The 15,800-nt window shown below is 50.1% G+C and carries 13 protein-coding genes; 6 read left to right on the top strand and 7 right to left on the bottom strand.

Annotated elements, in window-relative coordinates; genetic code table 11:
* Positions 1-116: 116 nt before the first annotated feature.
* Together HMPREF0860_RS03320 and HMPREF0860_RS03315 are read right to left on the bottom strand one after the other, a co-directional pair.
* Positions 117-1,223, bottom strand: a complete 1,107-nt coding sequence (locus HMPREF0860_RS03320) for a GSU2086 family protein (RefSeq protein ID WP_021329703.1) — start codon at positions 1,221-1,223, stop codon at positions 117-119.
* A gap of 74 nt (positions 1,224-1,297) precedes the next feature.
* Positions 1,298-3,184: a PfkB family carbohydrate kinase gene (locus tag HMPREF0860_RS03315; protein ID WP_021329640.1), complete on the bottom strand. Its 1,887-nt coding sequence runs from the start codon at positions 3,182-3,184 to the stop codon at positions 1,298-1,300.
* 129 nt (positions 3,185-3,313) lie between these two features.
* On the opposite strand from HMPREF0860_RS03315, the gene HMPREF0860_RS03310 reads away from it, so the two are divergent.
* The gene (locus HMPREF0860_RS03310) at positions 3,314-4,294 is read left to right on the top strand and encodes a LacI family DNA-binding transcriptional regulator (protein WP_038080558.1); all 981 of its coding nucleotides are present in this window, start codon (positions 3,314-3,316) and stop codon (positions 4,292-4,294) included.
* Positions 4,291-5,217, top strand: coding sequence for an ROK family protein (locus HMPREF0860_RS03305; RefSeq protein ID WP_021495485.1), 927 nt, complete (start codon positions 4,291-4,293; stop codon positions 5,215-5,217). The genes HMPREF0860_RS03310 and HMPREF0860_RS03305 overlap by 4 nt, the downstream gene beginning before the upstream one ends.
* A 94-nt stretch (positions 5,218-5,311) precedes the next feature.
* On the opposite strand, the gene HMPREF0860_RS03300 is transcribed toward HMPREF0860_RS03305, so the two are convergent.
* The 3 genes from HMPREF0860_RS03300 to HMPREF0860_RS03290 form a co-directional block, all read right to left on the bottom strand.
* Positions 5,312-6,892, bottom strand: a complete 1,581-nt coding sequence (locus HMPREF0860_RS03300; RefSeq protein WP_021329709.1) for an HAL/PAL/TAL family ammonia-lyase — start codon at positions 6,890-6,892, stop codon at positions 5,312-5,314.
* Positions 6,893-7,051: 159 nt separating this feature from the next.
* A complete protein-coding gene (locus HMPREF0860_RS03295; RefSeq protein WP_021329639.1) occupies positions 7,052-8,431 on the bottom strand; it encodes an MATE family efflux transporter in 1,380 nt (459 codons plus the stop codon).
* 330 nt (positions 8,432-8,761) lie between these two features.
* Positions 8,762-9,178 carry a VanZ family protein gene (locus HMPREF0860_RS03290; RefSeq protein ID WP_021329739.1) on the bottom strand — a complete coding sequence of 139 codons (417 nt, stop codon included), beginning with the start codon at positions 9,176-9,178 and terminating at the stop codon, positions 8,762-8,764.
* Between the two features lie 213 nt (positions 9,179-9,391).
* Between HMPREF0860_RS03290 and HMPREF0860_RS14030 the strand changes: the two genes are divergently transcribed.
* The 3 genes from HMPREF0860_RS14030 (at position 9,392) to HMPREF0860_RS03265 (ending at position 13,693) form a co-directional block, all read left to right on the top strand.
* A complete protein-coding gene (locus HMPREF0860_RS14030; RefSeq protein WP_021329704.1) occupies positions 9,392-10,606 on the top strand; it encodes a pyridoxamine 5'-phosphate oxidase family protein in 1,215 nt (404 codons plus the stop codon).
* Positions 10,607-11,066: 460 nt separating this feature from the next.
* On the top strand, positions 11,067-12,236 hold the full coding sequence (locus HMPREF0860_RS03270) for an FIST signal transduction protein (RefSeq protein ID WP_021495486.1): 1,170 nt from the start codon (positions 11,067-11,069) through the stop codon (positions 12,234-12,236).
* A gap of 20 nt (positions 12,237-12,256) precedes the next feature.
* Positions 12,257-13,693, top strand: coding sequence for an aldehyde dehydrogenase family protein (locus HMPREF0860_RS03265; RefSeq protein WP_021329633.1), 1,437 nt, complete (start codon positions 12,257-12,259; stop codon positions 13,691-13,693).
* 83 nt (positions 13,694-13,776) lie between these two features.
* On the opposite strand, the gene HMPREF0860_RS03260 is transcribed toward HMPREF0860_RS03265, so the two are convergent.
* Positions 13,777-14,541 carry an IclR family transcriptional regulator gene (locus HMPREF0860_RS03260; protein ID WP_021329705.1) on the bottom strand — a complete coding sequence of 255 codons (765 nt, stop codon included), beginning with the start codon at positions 14,539-14,541 and terminating at the stop codon, positions 13,777-13,779.
* Between the two features lie 174 nt (positions 14,542-14,715).
* On the opposite strand from HMPREF0860_RS03260, the gene HMPREF0860_RS03255 reads away from it, so the two are divergent.
* Positions 14,716-15,156, top strand: coding sequence for a Dps family protein (locus HMPREF0860_RS03255; RefSeq protein ID WP_021329745.1), 441 nt, complete (start codon positions 14,716-14,718; stop codon positions 15,154-15,156).
* A gap of 148 nt (positions 15,157-15,304) precedes the next feature.
* Here the strand turns inward: HMPREF0860_RS03255 and HMPREF0860_RS03250 are convergent, their stop codons facing one another.
* Positions 15,305-15,763 carry a YbhB/YbcL family Raf kinase inhibitor-like protein gene (locus HMPREF0860_RS03250; RefSeq protein ID WP_021329647.1) on the bottom strand — a complete coding sequence of 153 codons (459 nt, stop codon included), beginning with the start codon at positions 15,761-15,763 and terminating at the stop codon, positions 15,305-15,307.
* Positions 15,764-15,800 lie beyond the last annotated feature (37 nt).

Here is a 15,800-nt window from a genome sequence, read left to right as displayed (position 1 = left end):
TCCCTCGTTCTTTAAAACGATCTCCTGTTTTATGAAACCGTTCTCATAAATTATACGACCTCATTTTCGAAAAGTCAAAGATTTTTTTCCGCACCTTACCCATTCGAATTCGGCGGCTACCGATGCAGCGCTCTGTACAATTCCACCAATATGTCTCGGTTATCGGCCGACGTGTAATCGACGGGACAGCCCATCCTGCTGAAGGTCTTCATAAAGCGCAGGTAATATGCGGGATTGTCCGCAGGCGGCTCACCCCTTCTCCAATCCCACGTTTCGCGCTGCAAATCGAATACGTGGATCGCAGCGTTCCGAATCTCTTGCCCGTTTTGAATTGCAACGTTCCTCGCCATCGACAGCGCTTTTTCAAAAATCATCGGACTCATAACCGCCGATCCGATCGACAAATACACGCCGTTTTGCAAACCGCTCACCGATGCAACATAGCGTAAAAAATCGACTTCCGCCGTCCTCCCGATCGCAGCTCCCTTATTCGCTTTGTGCGTATAGATGATATCGTGGCCGAACATCGGATGATCGGTAAACGGCACGCCGTTTTCATAGCAGGCAGCCTGCACGCTGAAACGCTTATACGGATGCGCTATCGCCAAAAAGCGCCCGTCCGGCAGATCGAGGGAACGTATTTCATCGAGAAAATCGGCGGCGGCGGCGCGTTTTGAAAGCGGAGCGTTTTTATCGCAGACGACAGTTTCGAGCTCTTCTGCCGACGGAATATCGATGCCGCCTTTCGAAATCATTTTGCCGACGGCTTCTCCGTAACCGAGTCCTTCGTATGCGCCTGCGGCGATCGCCGCATTGATCGAAAAACCCGTCTCCTGCCACGTGCCGAATTGCCCCAGCGCGACGTTCGCACGGACGTCTTCGCTGCTTTGTCCCTGAAACGAAAATTCCCAATCGTGGATGACGCCGGCGCCGTTCGTCGCAAGGTGCGTAAACCATCCTTCCGCAACGAATTTCGAAAGCAGCAGGCCGAGCCCGTTTTTGATCGCGTGCGCCCCGAATGCACACATACGGGAAGCGCCCGCCTCTTTCGCTTTCCGCAGTTCGTCGGCAATTTGTTCGGCGCGAAGGCGCAGTTCAGGCGAGGCTTTGCTTTTATACGTTTTTTCATCGACGTAATCGTGCTCGATGAAAACTTTGTTTTTCCTTTCCGACAGCGGGAAATAGCGCATCTCCGACCTGTCGAACAATCGCATCGCAGCCATAACATTCCTTATTAAAATTTATTAACCGATGAAAATATCGCCCCGCCCCGTAAAATCGTACACCGATCCACCGATTACGCCCTGCCGTAAATGCGGCGTATCTGCGAAAAATCGGGAATCAATACGTCCGCCCCCGCAAGCACGAGGCGCGCTCTCTTTGCCCGATTGACGCCGAAGCGCTGTTTTTCGTCGGACAAAACGCCGACTGCAAAAAATCCGTTTTCGTGCGCTTCGCGCATTTCGACCGGCCCGTCGCCGAAAACCGCACAGCTTTCCGGACGAATACCCTGCTCTGCAAGCTCTTTAATAATTTTTTGAATGACGATTTTTTTCGGATCGTTTTTAGGATCGCCGACCGAACCGCAGATGCCTCCGGTAAACAGATGTGCATAACCGAGCCGTTCCGCTTCGCGCACGACGTCGTCGTGATCGCTGCCGCTTGCCAAATACAATTTCGTTCCCGCTTCAAAAAGCGTTTGCAAAAAATCCCGAGCTCCTTTTATCGTTACGTCGTCGGTGTTCAATTCACCGCGGCTCAGCGCATCGACTTTTTCCTGCATCGATTGTTTTAAGCGCCGGACAAATATCGCTTTGTAATCCTCCGCCGAGCGGACGGTTTTTACAAGCCCGTATTTTTCTATGATCGGGATGAGCAGCTGCATTTGAATGATCGTTTGAATACCGGTCGTTTTATCGATAAGCTCTTTGACGTCCGCCGTAATACGCTTCCGAAGCTCTTCATCCGCGCTCGCATCCTGCGTCACCGCTTCGACCATGACGGCTTCCATGACACTTTCCCAGCCCTGCCGAAGCACGCTGATCGTTCCGTCGTGATCGAAGATCGCAACCTGCGGATAGATGCGGCGATTTTCGAATGCCGCCTCGTCAATGATTTCGATGTGCGAATCGGGAAGCGTGCGCGGCTTTTCCGCATAACTCGCAATTTCAGGATGATAGCGAAACATCGCATTGTGCGCGACGGAACGCATATCCAAAAGCGAAGGATGTCCCGTCCGATACAGCGTCAAAACGCTTGCCGATGCGCCGAGGTTTGCGGCATCGACGGCATCGAAAAACGAAAGCCCCGAAACAAGGGCGGCGGCCATCGAAGCGATAAACGCATCCCCCGCTCCGACCGTATCGATCGGCTGCGTAAAATCTATGCCGAGCGCGCGGCGGCTTTTGCCGTCCTGCACTGCGAGCGCGCCTTCTTTTCCGAGCGTTACGGCGACGGGTCGGTTCCAACGCGCCGAAAGAGAGGCGGCGGCTTTTTCGACCGAGCGTTCGCTTCCGGTTTTTCCGTTATAATACGAGAGCGTTTCGCGCTCGTTCATCTTATAGATGACGTTTTCATAGCTTCCGATGCGATGCCGCGTATCGACGAGCCACACGATTTGCCCCGCAGTCGAAGCGATCCGCTTATTGAGTTCGCGTATAAAATAATCGTTCGTCAAACCGGAAAGCAGCTGTTCGTTTACGATGATGCAGCGGTATTCGGAAAGCGACGCATCGAGTTTTTCGAGCAGCTCGTTTTGCGTCGCTTCGGAAACAAGATTGAAGTTTCCCAAATCGAAACGGGGCAGCTCTCTTCCGTCTTTGATGATTTTATGGTACATGTTCGTCTGCCAGTCCGTTTTTTGCAGCACGATACCGCGAGTCGAAATCCCGCGTTCTTTGCACAGCGCTTCCAAAATCGCACTTTCGGCATCAGAACCCGAAATGCCGTAGAGATCGACGTTTCCGACTCCGAGCGTTCGAAGCGTTTCGGCAACGTTTGCCGCGCCTCCGAGATAATACTCGCTCGATTTTACCGATACCGTTTCGAGCCCCGTTTCTACGGAAATTTCGGATACCGCCGAATCGGTAAAATAATAATGATCGATACAGATATCGCCGATAACGGCAACGGATGCGGCTTCCAAAGCCGCTTTATCGAATTGATCCAAAAACGAAAGGGGCATATTTTTACCTTTTTTGAAACCGGTTTTATTAAATGATACGGCATGACCGTCCGTCTGTCAATAAAAAATTTTAAGTTATACAAAAAATTTAAAGTTGCAAAAGGACAAAATACGGTTGATAATAATCCTATGATTACCATCAACGATGTCGCACACATAGCAGGCGTATCGAAGTCGACCGTTTCCCGCGTTATGACGAATCCGTCCATCGTCAAAGCGGAAACGAGAGAAAAAGTGCAGCGCGTCATCCGCAAAAAAAATTACGTACCCAGTACGATTGCACAAAACCTCAGCGGTACGCCGACAAAGACCGTCGGCATCGTCATCAACGAAATGGCGAATTTCTTTTTCGTCGAAATCCTTGAAGGAGTCGACCGCGTGCTCTCCGCAAACGGATATTCGCTTGAAATCCATTCGTCGCAGTGGATCGCCGAAAAAGAGAGCGCGCAGATACGCTCGCTCATCAGCAAACGTGCGAACGGCGTGCTGCTCGCCCCGCTTTCGAGTTCGAGCAAGAGTATCAATATACTGCTGAAAGCGAAGATACCGCTCGTCGTATTCAACTGCATCCCCGATTCGCGCCGCTGCCCCTACGTCGCCTCCGACAATTTCGCAGGCGGAAAACTCGCGGGTGAATACATGAACACCCTCGGCGCAAAGCAGCACATCGTCGTGTCGGGCTTCGAACACCAAACGATTACGGACAGAGTAAACGGATGTCTGGCCGCGCTGAAAGCGAAGCGCGTCGTCCGTTATGAACACGTAAGCACATTTGAAGACGGAGAAAATCTCGTTCCGATTTTAATAAAAAACAATCGAATCGATACGGTAAAAACCGCGCTCTTTATCACGAACGACAACGTTGCAATCGGAACCTTGCATAAACTGATCGAAAGCGGAATACGCGTTCCCGAACAGGTTTCCGTCATCGGCTATGACGACATAAAACTCGCAAAACTGTGCAAAGTTGCGCTGACGACCGTTTCGCAAAATGCATTCCGGCTCGGAGAAGCCGCTGCAGAAAAGCTCCTCGACATCATTTCACAAAAAGACGTGCCGACGGGTACCGTGTACGCGCCGTCGATGATCGTACGGGAGTCGAGCAGATGAAAAAACGCACCGCACTTGCAATCGATATCGGAGGCTCAAAACTCTTTGTCGGGATCGTAGACGAAACGGGACAGATTCTCGCTGAACGTAAAATGCAATTTCAGTCGGTCAGCCGGCAGATCATCCTCGATTCGATCCGGCAGCTCTGTATGCCGCTTGCCGAAATGTTTGCGCCCGACCGTATCGGCGTAAGCATTCCGGGACTTGCCGACCCGAAAACGGGTGTTTGGAAAGAAGCGGTTTTTTCAAAAGTACGGGACTTTCCCATCGCGGAAAATTTGGCGGCACTGTTCGCTCTGCCCGTGTTTATCGATAACGATGCGAACAACTGCGCATGTGCGGAAAAAATATTCGGCTGTGCAAAAACCGTCGACGATTTTATTTGGCTCACGATAAGCAACGGCTGCGGTGCCGGTATCTTTCTCAACGGACAACTCTTTTCGGGAGCGGCAGGCAACGCGGGAGAACTTGGACATGTGTGCGTCACCGACGAAGATTTTCTTTGTCCGTGCGGAAACAGAGGCTGCCTTGAATCGGTCGCTGCGGGGCCGGGAATCGTTAGAAGATATGAAGCCGCCGTCACGGCTCGAAAGCCTTCGCTTTCAGCTAAAACAATTGCACACATGGCGGAAGCGGGCGATGCGGCGGCGCGCGCCGTATATGAAAAAACAGGTGTCTATATCGGTAAGGCAATCGCCGCCGCGGTAAACATACTCAACGTTCCGCTCGTCGTTCTTGGATGCGGAATCGGTATGGACAGCAGTCTCTACATCGCCGCGCTCAAAAAGACGGTCGACGAACACCTATACGCGACGGCAAATAAAAATCTGACGATAGTTTCGACGGCGCTCGGCTACAATGCGTCGCTGCTCGGCGCCGCGGCAACGGCATTTATCCGCGGCTCAAAAATACCGTTCAAATAGCGATGCGTATGCAGCGGAGATCGCCGATACATACTTACGACGCAAATATCTTTTTTACGTAATGTTTTCAAAGCATGGAAGACGTAGCATCAATTTACTCAAAGAGTTCCGTCGCTTCGAGCAGCCGCGCGACTTTTTCCGCGTCTTCATCGAGCCGCCTGTCGTCGACGAGCGGAGCGGAGACGGCGCGGACTTCGGCATACACTCGCTGCGTAAATTCGCCGAACTCCGAAGCGCCTATCAAATCGACCGCTTGGCACACTGCGAGTATGTGTACGGCGTATTGCAGATAGATGAGATCGATTTGGTCACGCAGTTTTCGTGCCGAAATCGTCCCCATGGAAACCTTATCCTGATTGAGCGCTTCCGTCGGGCTCGACTGAATACTCATCGCCGTACAGCAATGCTGCACTTCCGCACGGATTGCCGACATCGTGATCTGCGCCGCCTTAAAGCCGAAGCGCAGTCCCGCACGTTCGTCGGTATCGTCGGTAAACGGGATCAGGTTTTCCGTAAGATTGTTGAATTTTCCGTCGATTATGATCTCCGCCTGTTTATCCGCCAAATCGCTGATGTTCGCAAGCGCGATACGCAGGTAATCGCAGGCGGCGCAGATGTGCCCGCCGTAAAAATTGCCGGTGTTGTAGAGCTCTCCCGTATCGACGTTGACGAGAGGATTGTCGTTCGCGGAGTTGAGCTCTTCTTCGATCCACTGCCTGGCAATCCGAAGCGTGTCGCGCAGGACGCCGTTTATCTGCGGAGCGCAGCGAATCGAATAACGATCCTGAATTTTGACAAAGCGCCTTTCAAACTGCGCGTCGCCGATGGAGCCGATGCGTTCGAGCAGGTCTTCGTATCGATACACGCGCTTCGAGTTTTTTACGATATCGTAAATATAGCCCGCGCTTTCGATCTGTCCCGCGTGATTTTTCATCTCCGCGACTTTTTTTCGGAAGGGCACTTCGTTGCCGCGCACGATCTCCGCAGTCGCTGCGGTGACGAAATCGCAGATATTCGCAAGCCTCCGCGCGCGTTTCCATGAAAGGGAGGCGACGGCCGTCATCACCGACGTACCGTTCATGATCGCAAGTCCTTCTTTCGCCGCGAGCGGAAGAGGAGCGATTCCTTCGGCTTTGAGCGCGTCAATCGCCGGAACGATTTTCCCTTTGTAATACGCTTCGCGCTCTCCCATGACGACGGCAGCCACATAGGACAGCGGCGTCAAATCACCCGATGCGCCGACCGATCCCAGTTCGGGGATCACGGGAACGATATCTTTGTCGAGCAGGGTTTTGAGCATTTCGGCGAGGGCGACTCTGATCGCCGAATGCCCGCCTTTTACGTCGGAGTTCAATCGGCACAGTACGACGGCGCGTCCTTCTTCGTGCGAAAATTTTTTACCGAGCCCGATGCCGTGAAAGCGCACGATGGATTTTTGCAGCTCTGCCGCGCGTGAAGGATTGATTTGGTTTCCGCACGAATCGCCGAAACCCGTCGTTACGCCGTATGTCGGAAAACCCTTTGCGATATACTCTTCGAGAAATTTGCGCGATCGGCGGAGCGTTTCGAAAAACGCGTCGTCCTCCGGAAACGAAACCGCACTTTTACCGTATGCAACGGCACACACGCCGTCGATTGTAAGATGCTCGCCGTCAATCGTTATCGTTTTCATCATTGTATTCCCTTGTTTGAATTACTGTATAGTATATTGCACCGATACACAAGCTGACGAATACGCAATATACTTTTATTTGAAGGTTAAAACGAAACGCTGAAATAGCGCGTCCCGTTTAATTTCGAGTTTTCTAAAGTATGCAGAGGCCGCGCAGCGATTTTACTTTTTATCGGAAGTCAAGTTCACAAGCCAACGTTCTTTTTTGAGCCAAAAATGCGCGATGACGGCTTTGACCGCATCGGAGGTTTTAACGATCGCATACATCGCAACGGGACCGAGTGCGGTAAAGCGTACTAAAAGAAAGATGCCGCCTACAAAAAGAATATTGGCAATAGTATCGCAGATAACACCCATCGTCGTATCGCCTCCGGTGCGTGAAATCGCATACTGTGCGTTTAAATATGCCCAAAGCGGAAGGTATGCAGCTGCGGTGATAATAAGACCGCGTGCAATAGTTTGAGAACCGCCGCTTAAATTTTTAAACACAAAGGGGATTAAACCTACCGTACAAAATCCGGCTGCCATAAATATAAAGCCGAAGAGTACGGAGCCGGACAGTATCCAATTTTTATATTTTTTTGCTTCTTGAAGTCTGCCCGCCCCCAGTTCCTGTCCCAATATAACCGACGAAGCGGTTACGATTCCTGAAAAACAGATAAAGAAGAGATTTGCAATCGCAAAACCCGCCGACATACCGGAGACGACTTCCGCTCCTCCGCGCGTATTGTACAAAGCGGTTGAAACGGCTTCCGCTAAAGCCCATGTCAGCTCCGAATATAAAATCATAGTCGATTTTTTGATAATTGTTCCGAACAGCCGCACTTTTATGTTGAAGAGTTTGAATATATTGAAAAGAAACGGCGGCTTTTTTACGACAACATACGCAATAAACAATATCAGCTCCGCCGCTCGCGCAATGACTGTTGCGATTCCGGCTCCTTCAACTTCAAGACGCGGAAAACCGAGGTTTCCGAAAATAAAAACCCAATTAAAGAATGTATTTACAAGTGTTGCAATAACTGAGATAACCAACGGAGGGCGGACGATTTCGATTTCGCGCAAAGAAGAAGCAAGCGATTGTGAAAACACCATCGGTATCCATGAAAGTGCAACCGCGCGCGAGTACCGTACGGCCTGATCGATAATCGGCTCCGCATCGGTGTTCACCGTCAGCATAAGACGGAACAAACCTCGCGGTGCAATCAAACCGATAATCGTAAACGCAAGTCCCGCCGTACCGGTGAGCAAAAGTTTAAAGCGCAGGCTTTGCTGCATGCCTTCACCGTCTTTTGCTCCTCTGAATTGCGACATAAAAATACCGCCTGCAGAGCAAAGGGTATTTACGAGGATGATAAAGACAAAGATAATCATCCCTGCGGTATTTACGCCGGCCATTTTTATATCGCCGAGTCCGGCAACCATAAAATTGTCGATCAGCGAAACAAAGCTTTGTACAAAAAGCTGCGCCATGACCGGCAGTGCAATCGAAAGCGCGCGAGTGTAAAAATGCGTCGTGCCGAAGCAGGTATGTTTTGACATATAATTCCTCTGAGAAAACATTCGGCGTATTATAGTGACTTTGATCGATTGCGTTAAGTGTCCGACAAATATCGGATTTTATTAAGAGATAGTATCTGCAAAATACGATCTGTTCGGAAGCGACGTGAAAGCCCTGTACTTGCTCGACAACGAATTGAAAGCGCGCGCTTATGCGCCGCCGTCGCTCACATTGTAAAAATTATTAACCTGCGAAAGGGAAGCATCAACAACCCCGACGCAAGCGTCGGGGTATTAAACCATCCGCACGAATAAGGGCGCGGGAAAAAGAAACCGTCGTTGTCGTTTCCCCGCAAACCTCTTTATGTCCCTTTAGCGTTCGATTTTTTTAACACGCGCAACGTGTTGACGCCGTCGGATGAGAACCGTGCGCAAACAAGATGCGGCGAGTGCTCCGGTACAGTCGGCAATCCAATCGTATACGGAAGCGTCGCGGCCGGGAACAAACATTTGGTGAATTTCATCGCTTGCCCCGTAACAGGCGGCGGCGATGCACACGATCAAAACGCATACGGCAGGCTTTGCCTTCCACATATCGCTGCCGAACCAATACGAAAAAGCGAACGCAAAGCACCCGAACGCGAGCGCATGCAAAACTTTATCCATGCCCGGAAACACTACCGAATCGGGCAGCGGCAGTTTCGAGCGCGATGAAAGCATAAAAATAGAAAGTGCGACGACAATCGACATACAGCGCATACAATAAACGAAGCGTTTTTCGCTTGGCATTAGAGAACCTCCGTCGTACAACGATTTTAAAACCGCTGCGTTGTACGCGACAGTATAACGGAGGAAAGAGAATGATTACAATATGCCGTCTGAAGTTTAAAACAAAAGAGGCTGCTTTGCATACGCTGCAAAACAGCCCTTGAGATGTTACATACATCGCTTGACGTAAATCGAACTTTGTTATACTAAAAAGCTGGGCGTACGGAGGCTCGCATGCGAAGAAAAGACAGAGAAGTGACCGATATCCGGCAAATCGAAAGCATCATCGAAAAAGCGAAGGTCGTGCATATCGGCATGATCGACGACGGCGTGCCCTACGTCGTACCGATGCAGTACGGTTATGTTTTTACCGACGGAGCGCTGACGCTCTATCTGCACAGCGCAAAAGAAGGGCGTAAAATCGATTGCATTAAAAAAAATCCGAACGTTTTTATCGAACTCGAAACGGACATTGCTCTGATTTCAGGGGGCGACATTCCGTGCAAATACAGTTCCGCGTATGCGAGCGTTATGGGCGACGGTACGGCCGAAATCGTCGAAAACCCAAAGGAAAAGGTGTTCGGTTTGGAGTCGATTATGAAAACGCAAACCGGCAAAGCTTTTACCGTATCGGAGCGGATGGCGGCGGCGGTGAGCGTCATAAAGATTTCCGTTCCCCGCGTGACGGCAAAGAGCCGGTCGAGCGAAGCGCCGAAAGACGTACGGCAGGAAAACGGTGCGATAAAAAGCGGCGATGTGGAAAGCGCTGTGTCCGAAAACAGGGTATCCGAACGAGCTGCATCGGAAATCGAAAAGCCGGAGATGGAACAGCAAAACGGCAAAAAATCCGATCCGAAGCAAACGACGTATCTATTGGTTTTCAATCAAAACGGAAATGAAACGCCGGTGGCGCTGTTTGAAAACATCGACGAAGCGAAAAAGAGTCTTCGATCCGTTCCCGGTTATGCGATGAGCGAAGAACGGGACGGCGATTTTTGCGACGTGCGCGAAACGCTGCGCCCCAAACTGCTCCCCGATTATACCGAAATCGAATACAACGGCAAGTGCATACCGCTCAGCCGTTTTATGTTTCCGAATACGGAAGACGTGGAAATCATCTGGCGGGAAATTCCGAATATGGAAAAAGCAAATCGAGGACTTGCGGCAGGATATACGCGCGTGGACGCATACGTTATCGACAATGCGGAAGTAAAAGCGTATATCGAAAAGCGGGAGCGCACATACGAACGCGCAAAAATTTTGCTTGAACGACAAGGCTGCGAAGTTGACAGGTCGTTTTTCGGTTCCGAAGACGGAGAAGCGATCGTGTATAAAAAAAAGGGAGAAAGCGATTGGCATTTTTTAATGCACATGGATCCCTCTTTCGTCGACGACGCCCCCGACGGTGAAAAAGATTTCGAACGCTGGCTGGAAGAGGATATGCAATAATTTTTTGCATATCAAAACTTCTCACTTAAAAATTACTGTATAATAATTATTCTCTATAATAAAACGGCGGCGGTGAAAAGCACATATACCGCCGTTGCCGAAAGCCGAATCATCTATTGTTTCATATTGTAAAACCGTATTTTTAGTATGTAAAACCGTAAATTTTTATTTTCGTTGACAGCTGAAAATTCACCTCCTATCATAAAATCAAAAGGCTTATAAAAAGTTTTTACAGGAGGTCGATAAAAAGCGCCGTCTAAAATATCGCCGTCGCTTTTTATCTCGAGTTTGCGCGGATGTTTGCAGAAAACGTGTATACGTATCATTTCAATAAAAATCGTATGTGTACGATAACACCGTATTTTGCAAACTCGATTATTGAACGTGTGCGCTCACGCGCACGACTAAAAACTTTTTCGGAAATTGATATTTCCTGAAAAAGTTTTTACAGGAGGTTGCTATGTTACGAATACGGACTGCGAGCAGCAATAATGCCGATGCGGCTCTGGCAGGAAAGGAATGCGCACGGAAAGTAAAAGACGCGCTGCACGATCTGAAACTTGTATTTGTATACAGCGGCGTTTCGTATGATCAACAGGCGTTATTGAAAGCGATCGGCGAAGAACTTCCGGGAGTGCCGTTGATCGGAAACACGTCGTTTTCCGGCGTCGTCACGCAAGACGGGTTTGTTACCGGCGAAAAAGGCTTTGTCGGAATCATGGCGCTGTCGGATACCGATTTGACGGTCGGAACGGCGGGCTTGGCAAAGAGCGGAAGTGCGCGGGAAACGGGACGGAAATTGGCGGAAAAGGCGCTCGCCGCTGCCGGTAAAAAGGAAGCGCCCGCCTATATGTATATGGTCGCGCCTCCCGGCGAAGAAGAATACTATCTGAAAGGTGTTTCCGACGTTGTGGGAAGAGTACCGCTTTTCGGCGGCAGCGCGGCGGACAATACGCTCGCAGGCGAATGGAAGCTGTTTGCCGACAAAACGATAACCGGCGACGGTGCAGCCCTTGCTTTTTTCTATACGAAAGCCGCCTTTGCAAACAAATATACCGGCGGCTACAGTGAAACCGGTAAATACGGCGTTATTACCAAAATCGCAAAAGAGCGTACCCTCGTGGAAATCAACGGAAAACCGGCGCTTGACCAATACCGCGAATGGACGGGTGCGAGCACAAAAGATACGGAAGGCGGCAATCTGCTCGTGCGTTCCATTACGAATCCGCTCGGAGTAAAAGATCCCTTAGGCGATTTGATCGCGGTGCGTCACCCGATGAACGGCAATGCCGACGGTTCAATCGCAGTAGGAAACAATCTTGCGGTCGGAACGGCGATAGCCCTCCTCGAAAGCGATACGGACGGCTTAATAAAAGCCGTGAGTACGGCTCTTGCCGACTTAAAAGCGAAAATGAAAGGGCCGATAGCCGGTTTCCATTTGGTTCACTGCGGCGGCAGGCGGATCGGAATCGGAGAGCGGATAAACGAATTGACCGCAGCGATTAAAAAAGAGGCGGGAACGATTCCGTTTATCGTCGAATTTACGTTCGGCGAATACGGTTACGAAGACGACGGACGCAATACCTGCGGCGGCCTTATGCTGTCCTTTACGGCATTCGGTGAAAAGTGAGTTAACGAGAGGTAACAACTATGAAGATGATTATCAACGGAAAAAAGACCGACAGCGCGAGCGGTCAAACCTTTGACGTAATCGCGCCTGCGACCGGCAAAGTGATCGACAGTGTCCCGCGCGCAAACGAAAAAGATTTGGATGCGGCAATCGCTGCGGCCGTACGCGGACAAAAAGAATGGGCGAAAGTACCTGTTTTTAAACGCGCCGAAGTGTTGTATAAGTTCTTGAGCTTGGTGCAAAAATCGCACGAAGATTTGGCACGGCTTTTGTCGAGCGAAAACGGCAAACCCATAACCGAAGCAAGAGCCGAAATCGGAAACGTTACGATCGGCTTCAGCGGATTTATCGAGCGGGCAAAACACTTTTACGGCACGATCATTCCGCAGGGAACGGAAGCGGGACAGCAGACAACGATGCAGCTGGTGCTCAGAGAGCCGGTCGGCGTCGTCGTGTGCATCATTCCGTTCAATTTTCCGTGCGACCTGTTCGACCAAAAAGTCGCTCCGGCTTTGATGATGGGCAACTCCGCGCTCGTCCTGCCTTCATCCGACAATCCGTTGACATTGATGCGGCTGACGGAACTGCTCGTCGAAGCGGGCGTACCCGACGGTGCGATCCAGTGCGTTACGGCTCCCGGCTCCGTAAAAAGTTACGCCGTTTCCGACAAGCGGGTCGGCTTGGTTACGCTGACGGGAAGCACCGAAGTCGGAATCGATTCGGCGATAAAGGCGGCTGCAAACCTTACGCACACGGCGCTTGAATTGGGCGGAAACGACGCGTTCATCGTGCTGGACGACGGAGACGTCGATTTGGCGGTCGAAGAGCTCGTGTGGGGGCGCATGTACAATACCGGACAGGTATGCTGCGCAAGCAAGCGCTTTATCATTCACAATTCGCTGAAAGACGAATTCGCGAAAAAAACCGTTGCAAGAATAAAGCAGCTGAAATTCGGCGATCCTGCCGACGAAGATACGAAAATCGCCTGCCTTATCAGCGAAAAAGCGGCGATACAGGTTGAAAAGCAAGTGCAAAAAACCGTCGAACAGGGCGGCAAAATCGTTTTGGGCGGAAAACGCAACGGCGCTTTTTACGAACCGACGGTCATCACGGATGTTCCGAAAACGGCCGATGTCGCAAAAGACATGGAAATATTCGGTCCTGTCGTACCGATTATCGGATTCGATACCGATGCCGAAGCGATCGAAATCGCAAACAATTCCGTATTCGGTTTATCAAGCTGCGTATTTTCACGTGATCAAAAACGCTCGTTTAAAATCGCAAACGCGATGGAAGCGGGCGAAGCGGTTATCAACGGAGCGAGTTTTTATCGCTCGTTTGAAATGCCCTTCGGCGGGTGGAAGCACAGCGGCATCGGCACTGAAGGCGTCATGTCCACGTTCAACGAAATGACGAAGGTAAAAACCGTCGTGCTGAAAAATATTATTGAAGCGTAAAATAAAAAATTAAAAAAATTTATAAAAATTCCGAAAGGCGCTTTCGGATAAAATCCGCGAGCGCCTTTTTTATGAACGCCGTCTTACGGCACGTAGCCCATATTTTGAGAAATCTCCGCGGCGGTTTGTTTCAGGTATTCGACTATTTCGGGAATCCGCTCGTCGGTGAGTATGGTCGTGCTGCCGCTTGCGCTTATTGCCGCGATTATATCGCCCCGATAATCGTATACCGGCGCGCCGATACAGCGGTGTCCGATTTCGAATTCTTCGTTGTCGATCGCCCAGCCCCGCTGCCTGACCGAATCGATTTCTTTTTGCAGCGCTTCAATCGTCGTAATCGTATTCGGAGTAAAACGCGTGAATTCGGTTCTTCCCATAATCGATCGGAGCTGTGTGTTGGAATAATTTGCCAAAAGGCACTTGCCGAGCGAAGAACAGTATGCATGCATACGCAGTCCGATTTGCGAATACAATTTGATATTCGAAAATATATCCATCTTTTCGATATAAACTACTTTATCGCCTTCCAAAATGCCCAAATGCGACGTAAGCCCGAACTTTGCCGTAATCTGTGCGATGTACGGACGCACTTCCGTTTGCAGCTCCAAACTGTCGATATAATAGCTCACCGCTTCGATAAGCTTCAATCCGATTTTATATGTACCGTCTTCATTCTTTTTTAAATAACCGCGCTTGAGCAGCGTCGAAATAATGCGGTATGCCGTACTTTTATGCAGACCTACTTTTTCGGCGATTTTCGTCAGTACGGCGGAATTTTTATTTGCCGCTACCGCTTCGATGATATCCAATGCCCGTTCAATAGACTGAACACCGTAATCATTCGCCATCACGCACCCCCTTTAAATGTACGGTAAAGTATCCCTGCTGTTCAAGTACCTCGCACGCTTATCCTTAATGAACGGTTGACGATTGCCGTTTTTTTTATTATTTTAAATGAAGTTAGCGTAGTGCAATTTTTTGAAATTGCATAAAACTCAAACGTTTTTTAATACGAGGTTTATATGACAAAAGAATTGGAATCAAAATTAAATCTGTATCTTGCAAATCAGATGATCGATTATGTCAAAAAACATAATCTCCATTGGAACTTAAAGGGTACTCAGTTTTTTACCCTTCATGCAAAACTCGAAGAGTTGTACGACGAAGCGAACGACATCCTCGATGAAGTTGCCGAACGCATTCTCGCCCTCGGCGGCAATCCCGTTTCAAATATGAAAGAAGCGCTTGCGATGGCGACGATCAAAGAATTGGACGGCGGTCCGAAATCCGCCGACGAGACGATCCGCGCCCTCGTTTCCGACACCGACTATTGGATCAAAGATTCGAAAGAAATCGTCGAACTTGCGGAAAAAGAAGGCGACGGCGTGACGGCCGACATATTCAACGGTTTTACAAAAGAATATCAAAAATTGGCGTGGATGCTGAAAGCTTATAACAGCTGACAGCCTTCTCCGCTCGTATGCTGACAGTCATAAAAAAAACGCGGCGTTTGCTTTTTTGAAAGCGGCGCCGCGTTTTTTATTCGTACGGAGGATTTAATACCCCGTCGCTTTGCGTCGAAGTATGTCGATTCGTTCGCGTAAGATAACGTTATTTTCTGAAATTATCCAGCGCGCCGAACATACCGGTGAGCGATGCGCTTTCGATTTCGTGTCCGGAGATCGCATCTTTGAGCGCTTTGACGTCGCTGCCTGGGCGAAGATCGATCGTCGCGTCGAGCGCATAGAGGTAAAAGATATAGCGATGCGTACCGAACGGCGGCTGCGGCCCGTTGTAGCCGCTCGTACCCCAGCTCGTCTTTCCTTCTACGGCGCCGCGAGGAACGGCACCTTCCCCGATCGCCGTCGTCTCGGGCGGAATATTCCACAGCGTCCAATGATAAAATCCTCCCGCACACGGTGCGTCGGGATCGTGCATGATAAGGGCAAGGCTCTTTGCCCCGTTCGGCACCCCTTCGATTTTCAGCGGTGGAATGCGGTTCGCCCCCATTTTTGCAAATTCTTTCGGCAGTTTTTCGCCGTCGGCAAACGCCGTGCTTGTCAATTTCATAACGCGATGCCTCCACACATCATTGTATCGCAAGGAT

The sequence above is a fragment of the Treponema socranskii subsp. socranskii VPI DR56BR1116 = ATCC 35536 genome, from assembly GCF_000468115.1.
Lineage (GTDB): Bacteria > Spirochaetota > Spirochaetia > Treponematales > Treponemataceae > Treponema_D > Treponema_D socranskii.
This window is presented reverse-complemented; position numbering and strand designations above follow the sequence as displayed.

Bases quoted from the DNA above. Each gene is read 5' to 3' on its own strand.
- HMPREF0860_RS03260 (WP_021329705.1), bottom strand. From the start codon at position 14,541: ATGGCGAATGATTACGGTGTTCAGTCTATTGAACGGGCATTGGATATC.
- HMPREF0860_RS03295 (WP_021329639.1), bottom strand. From the start codon at position 8,431: ATGTCAAAACATACCTGCTTCGGCACGACGCATTTTTACACTCGCGCG.
- HMPREF0860_RS03315 (WP_021329640.1), bottom strand. From the start codon at position 3,184: ATGCCCCTTTCGTTTTTGGATCAATTCGATAAAGCGGCTTTGGAAGCC.
- HMPREF0860_RS03255 (WP_021329745.1), top strand. From the start codon at position 14,716: ATGACAAAAGAATTGGAATCAAAATTAAATCTGTATCTTGCAAATCAG.
- HMPREF0860_RS03290 (WP_021329739.1), bottom strand. From the start codon at position 9,178: ATGCCAAGCGAAAAACGCTTCGTTTATTGTATGCGCTGTATGTCGATT.
- HMPREF0860_RS03265 (WP_021329633.1), top strand. From the start codon at position 12,257: ATGAAGATGATTATCAACGGAAAAAAGACCGACAGCGCGAGCGGTCAA.
- HMPREF0860_RS03310 (WP_038080558.1), top strand. From the start codon at position 3,314: ATGATTACCATCAACGATGTCGCACACATAGCAGGCGTATCGAAGTCG.
- HMPREF0860_RS03250 (WP_021329647.1), bottom strand. From the start codon at position 15,763: ATGAAATTGACAAGCACGGCGTTTGCCGACGGCGAAAAACTGCCGAAA.
- HMPREF0860_RS03305 (WP_021495485.1), top strand. From the start codon at position 4,291: ATGAAAAAACGCACCGCACTTGCAATCGATATCGGAGGCTCAAAACTC.
- HMPREF0860_RS03320 (WP_021329703.1), bottom strand. From the start codon at position 1,223: ATGGCTGCGATGCGATTGTTCGACAGGTCGGAGATGCGCTATTTCCCG.
- HMPREF0860_RS03300 (WP_021329709.1), bottom strand. From the start codon at position 6,892: ATGATGAAAACGATAACGATTGACGGCGAGCATCTTACAATCGACGGC.
- HMPREF0860_RS03270 (WP_021495486.1), top strand. From the start codon at position 11,067: ATGTTACGAATACGGACTGCGAGCAGCAATAATGCCGATGCGGCTCTG.
- HMPREF0860_RS14030 (WP_021329704.1), top strand. From the start codon at position 9,392: ATGCGAAGAAAAGACAGAGAAGTGACCGATATCCGGCAAATCGAAAGC.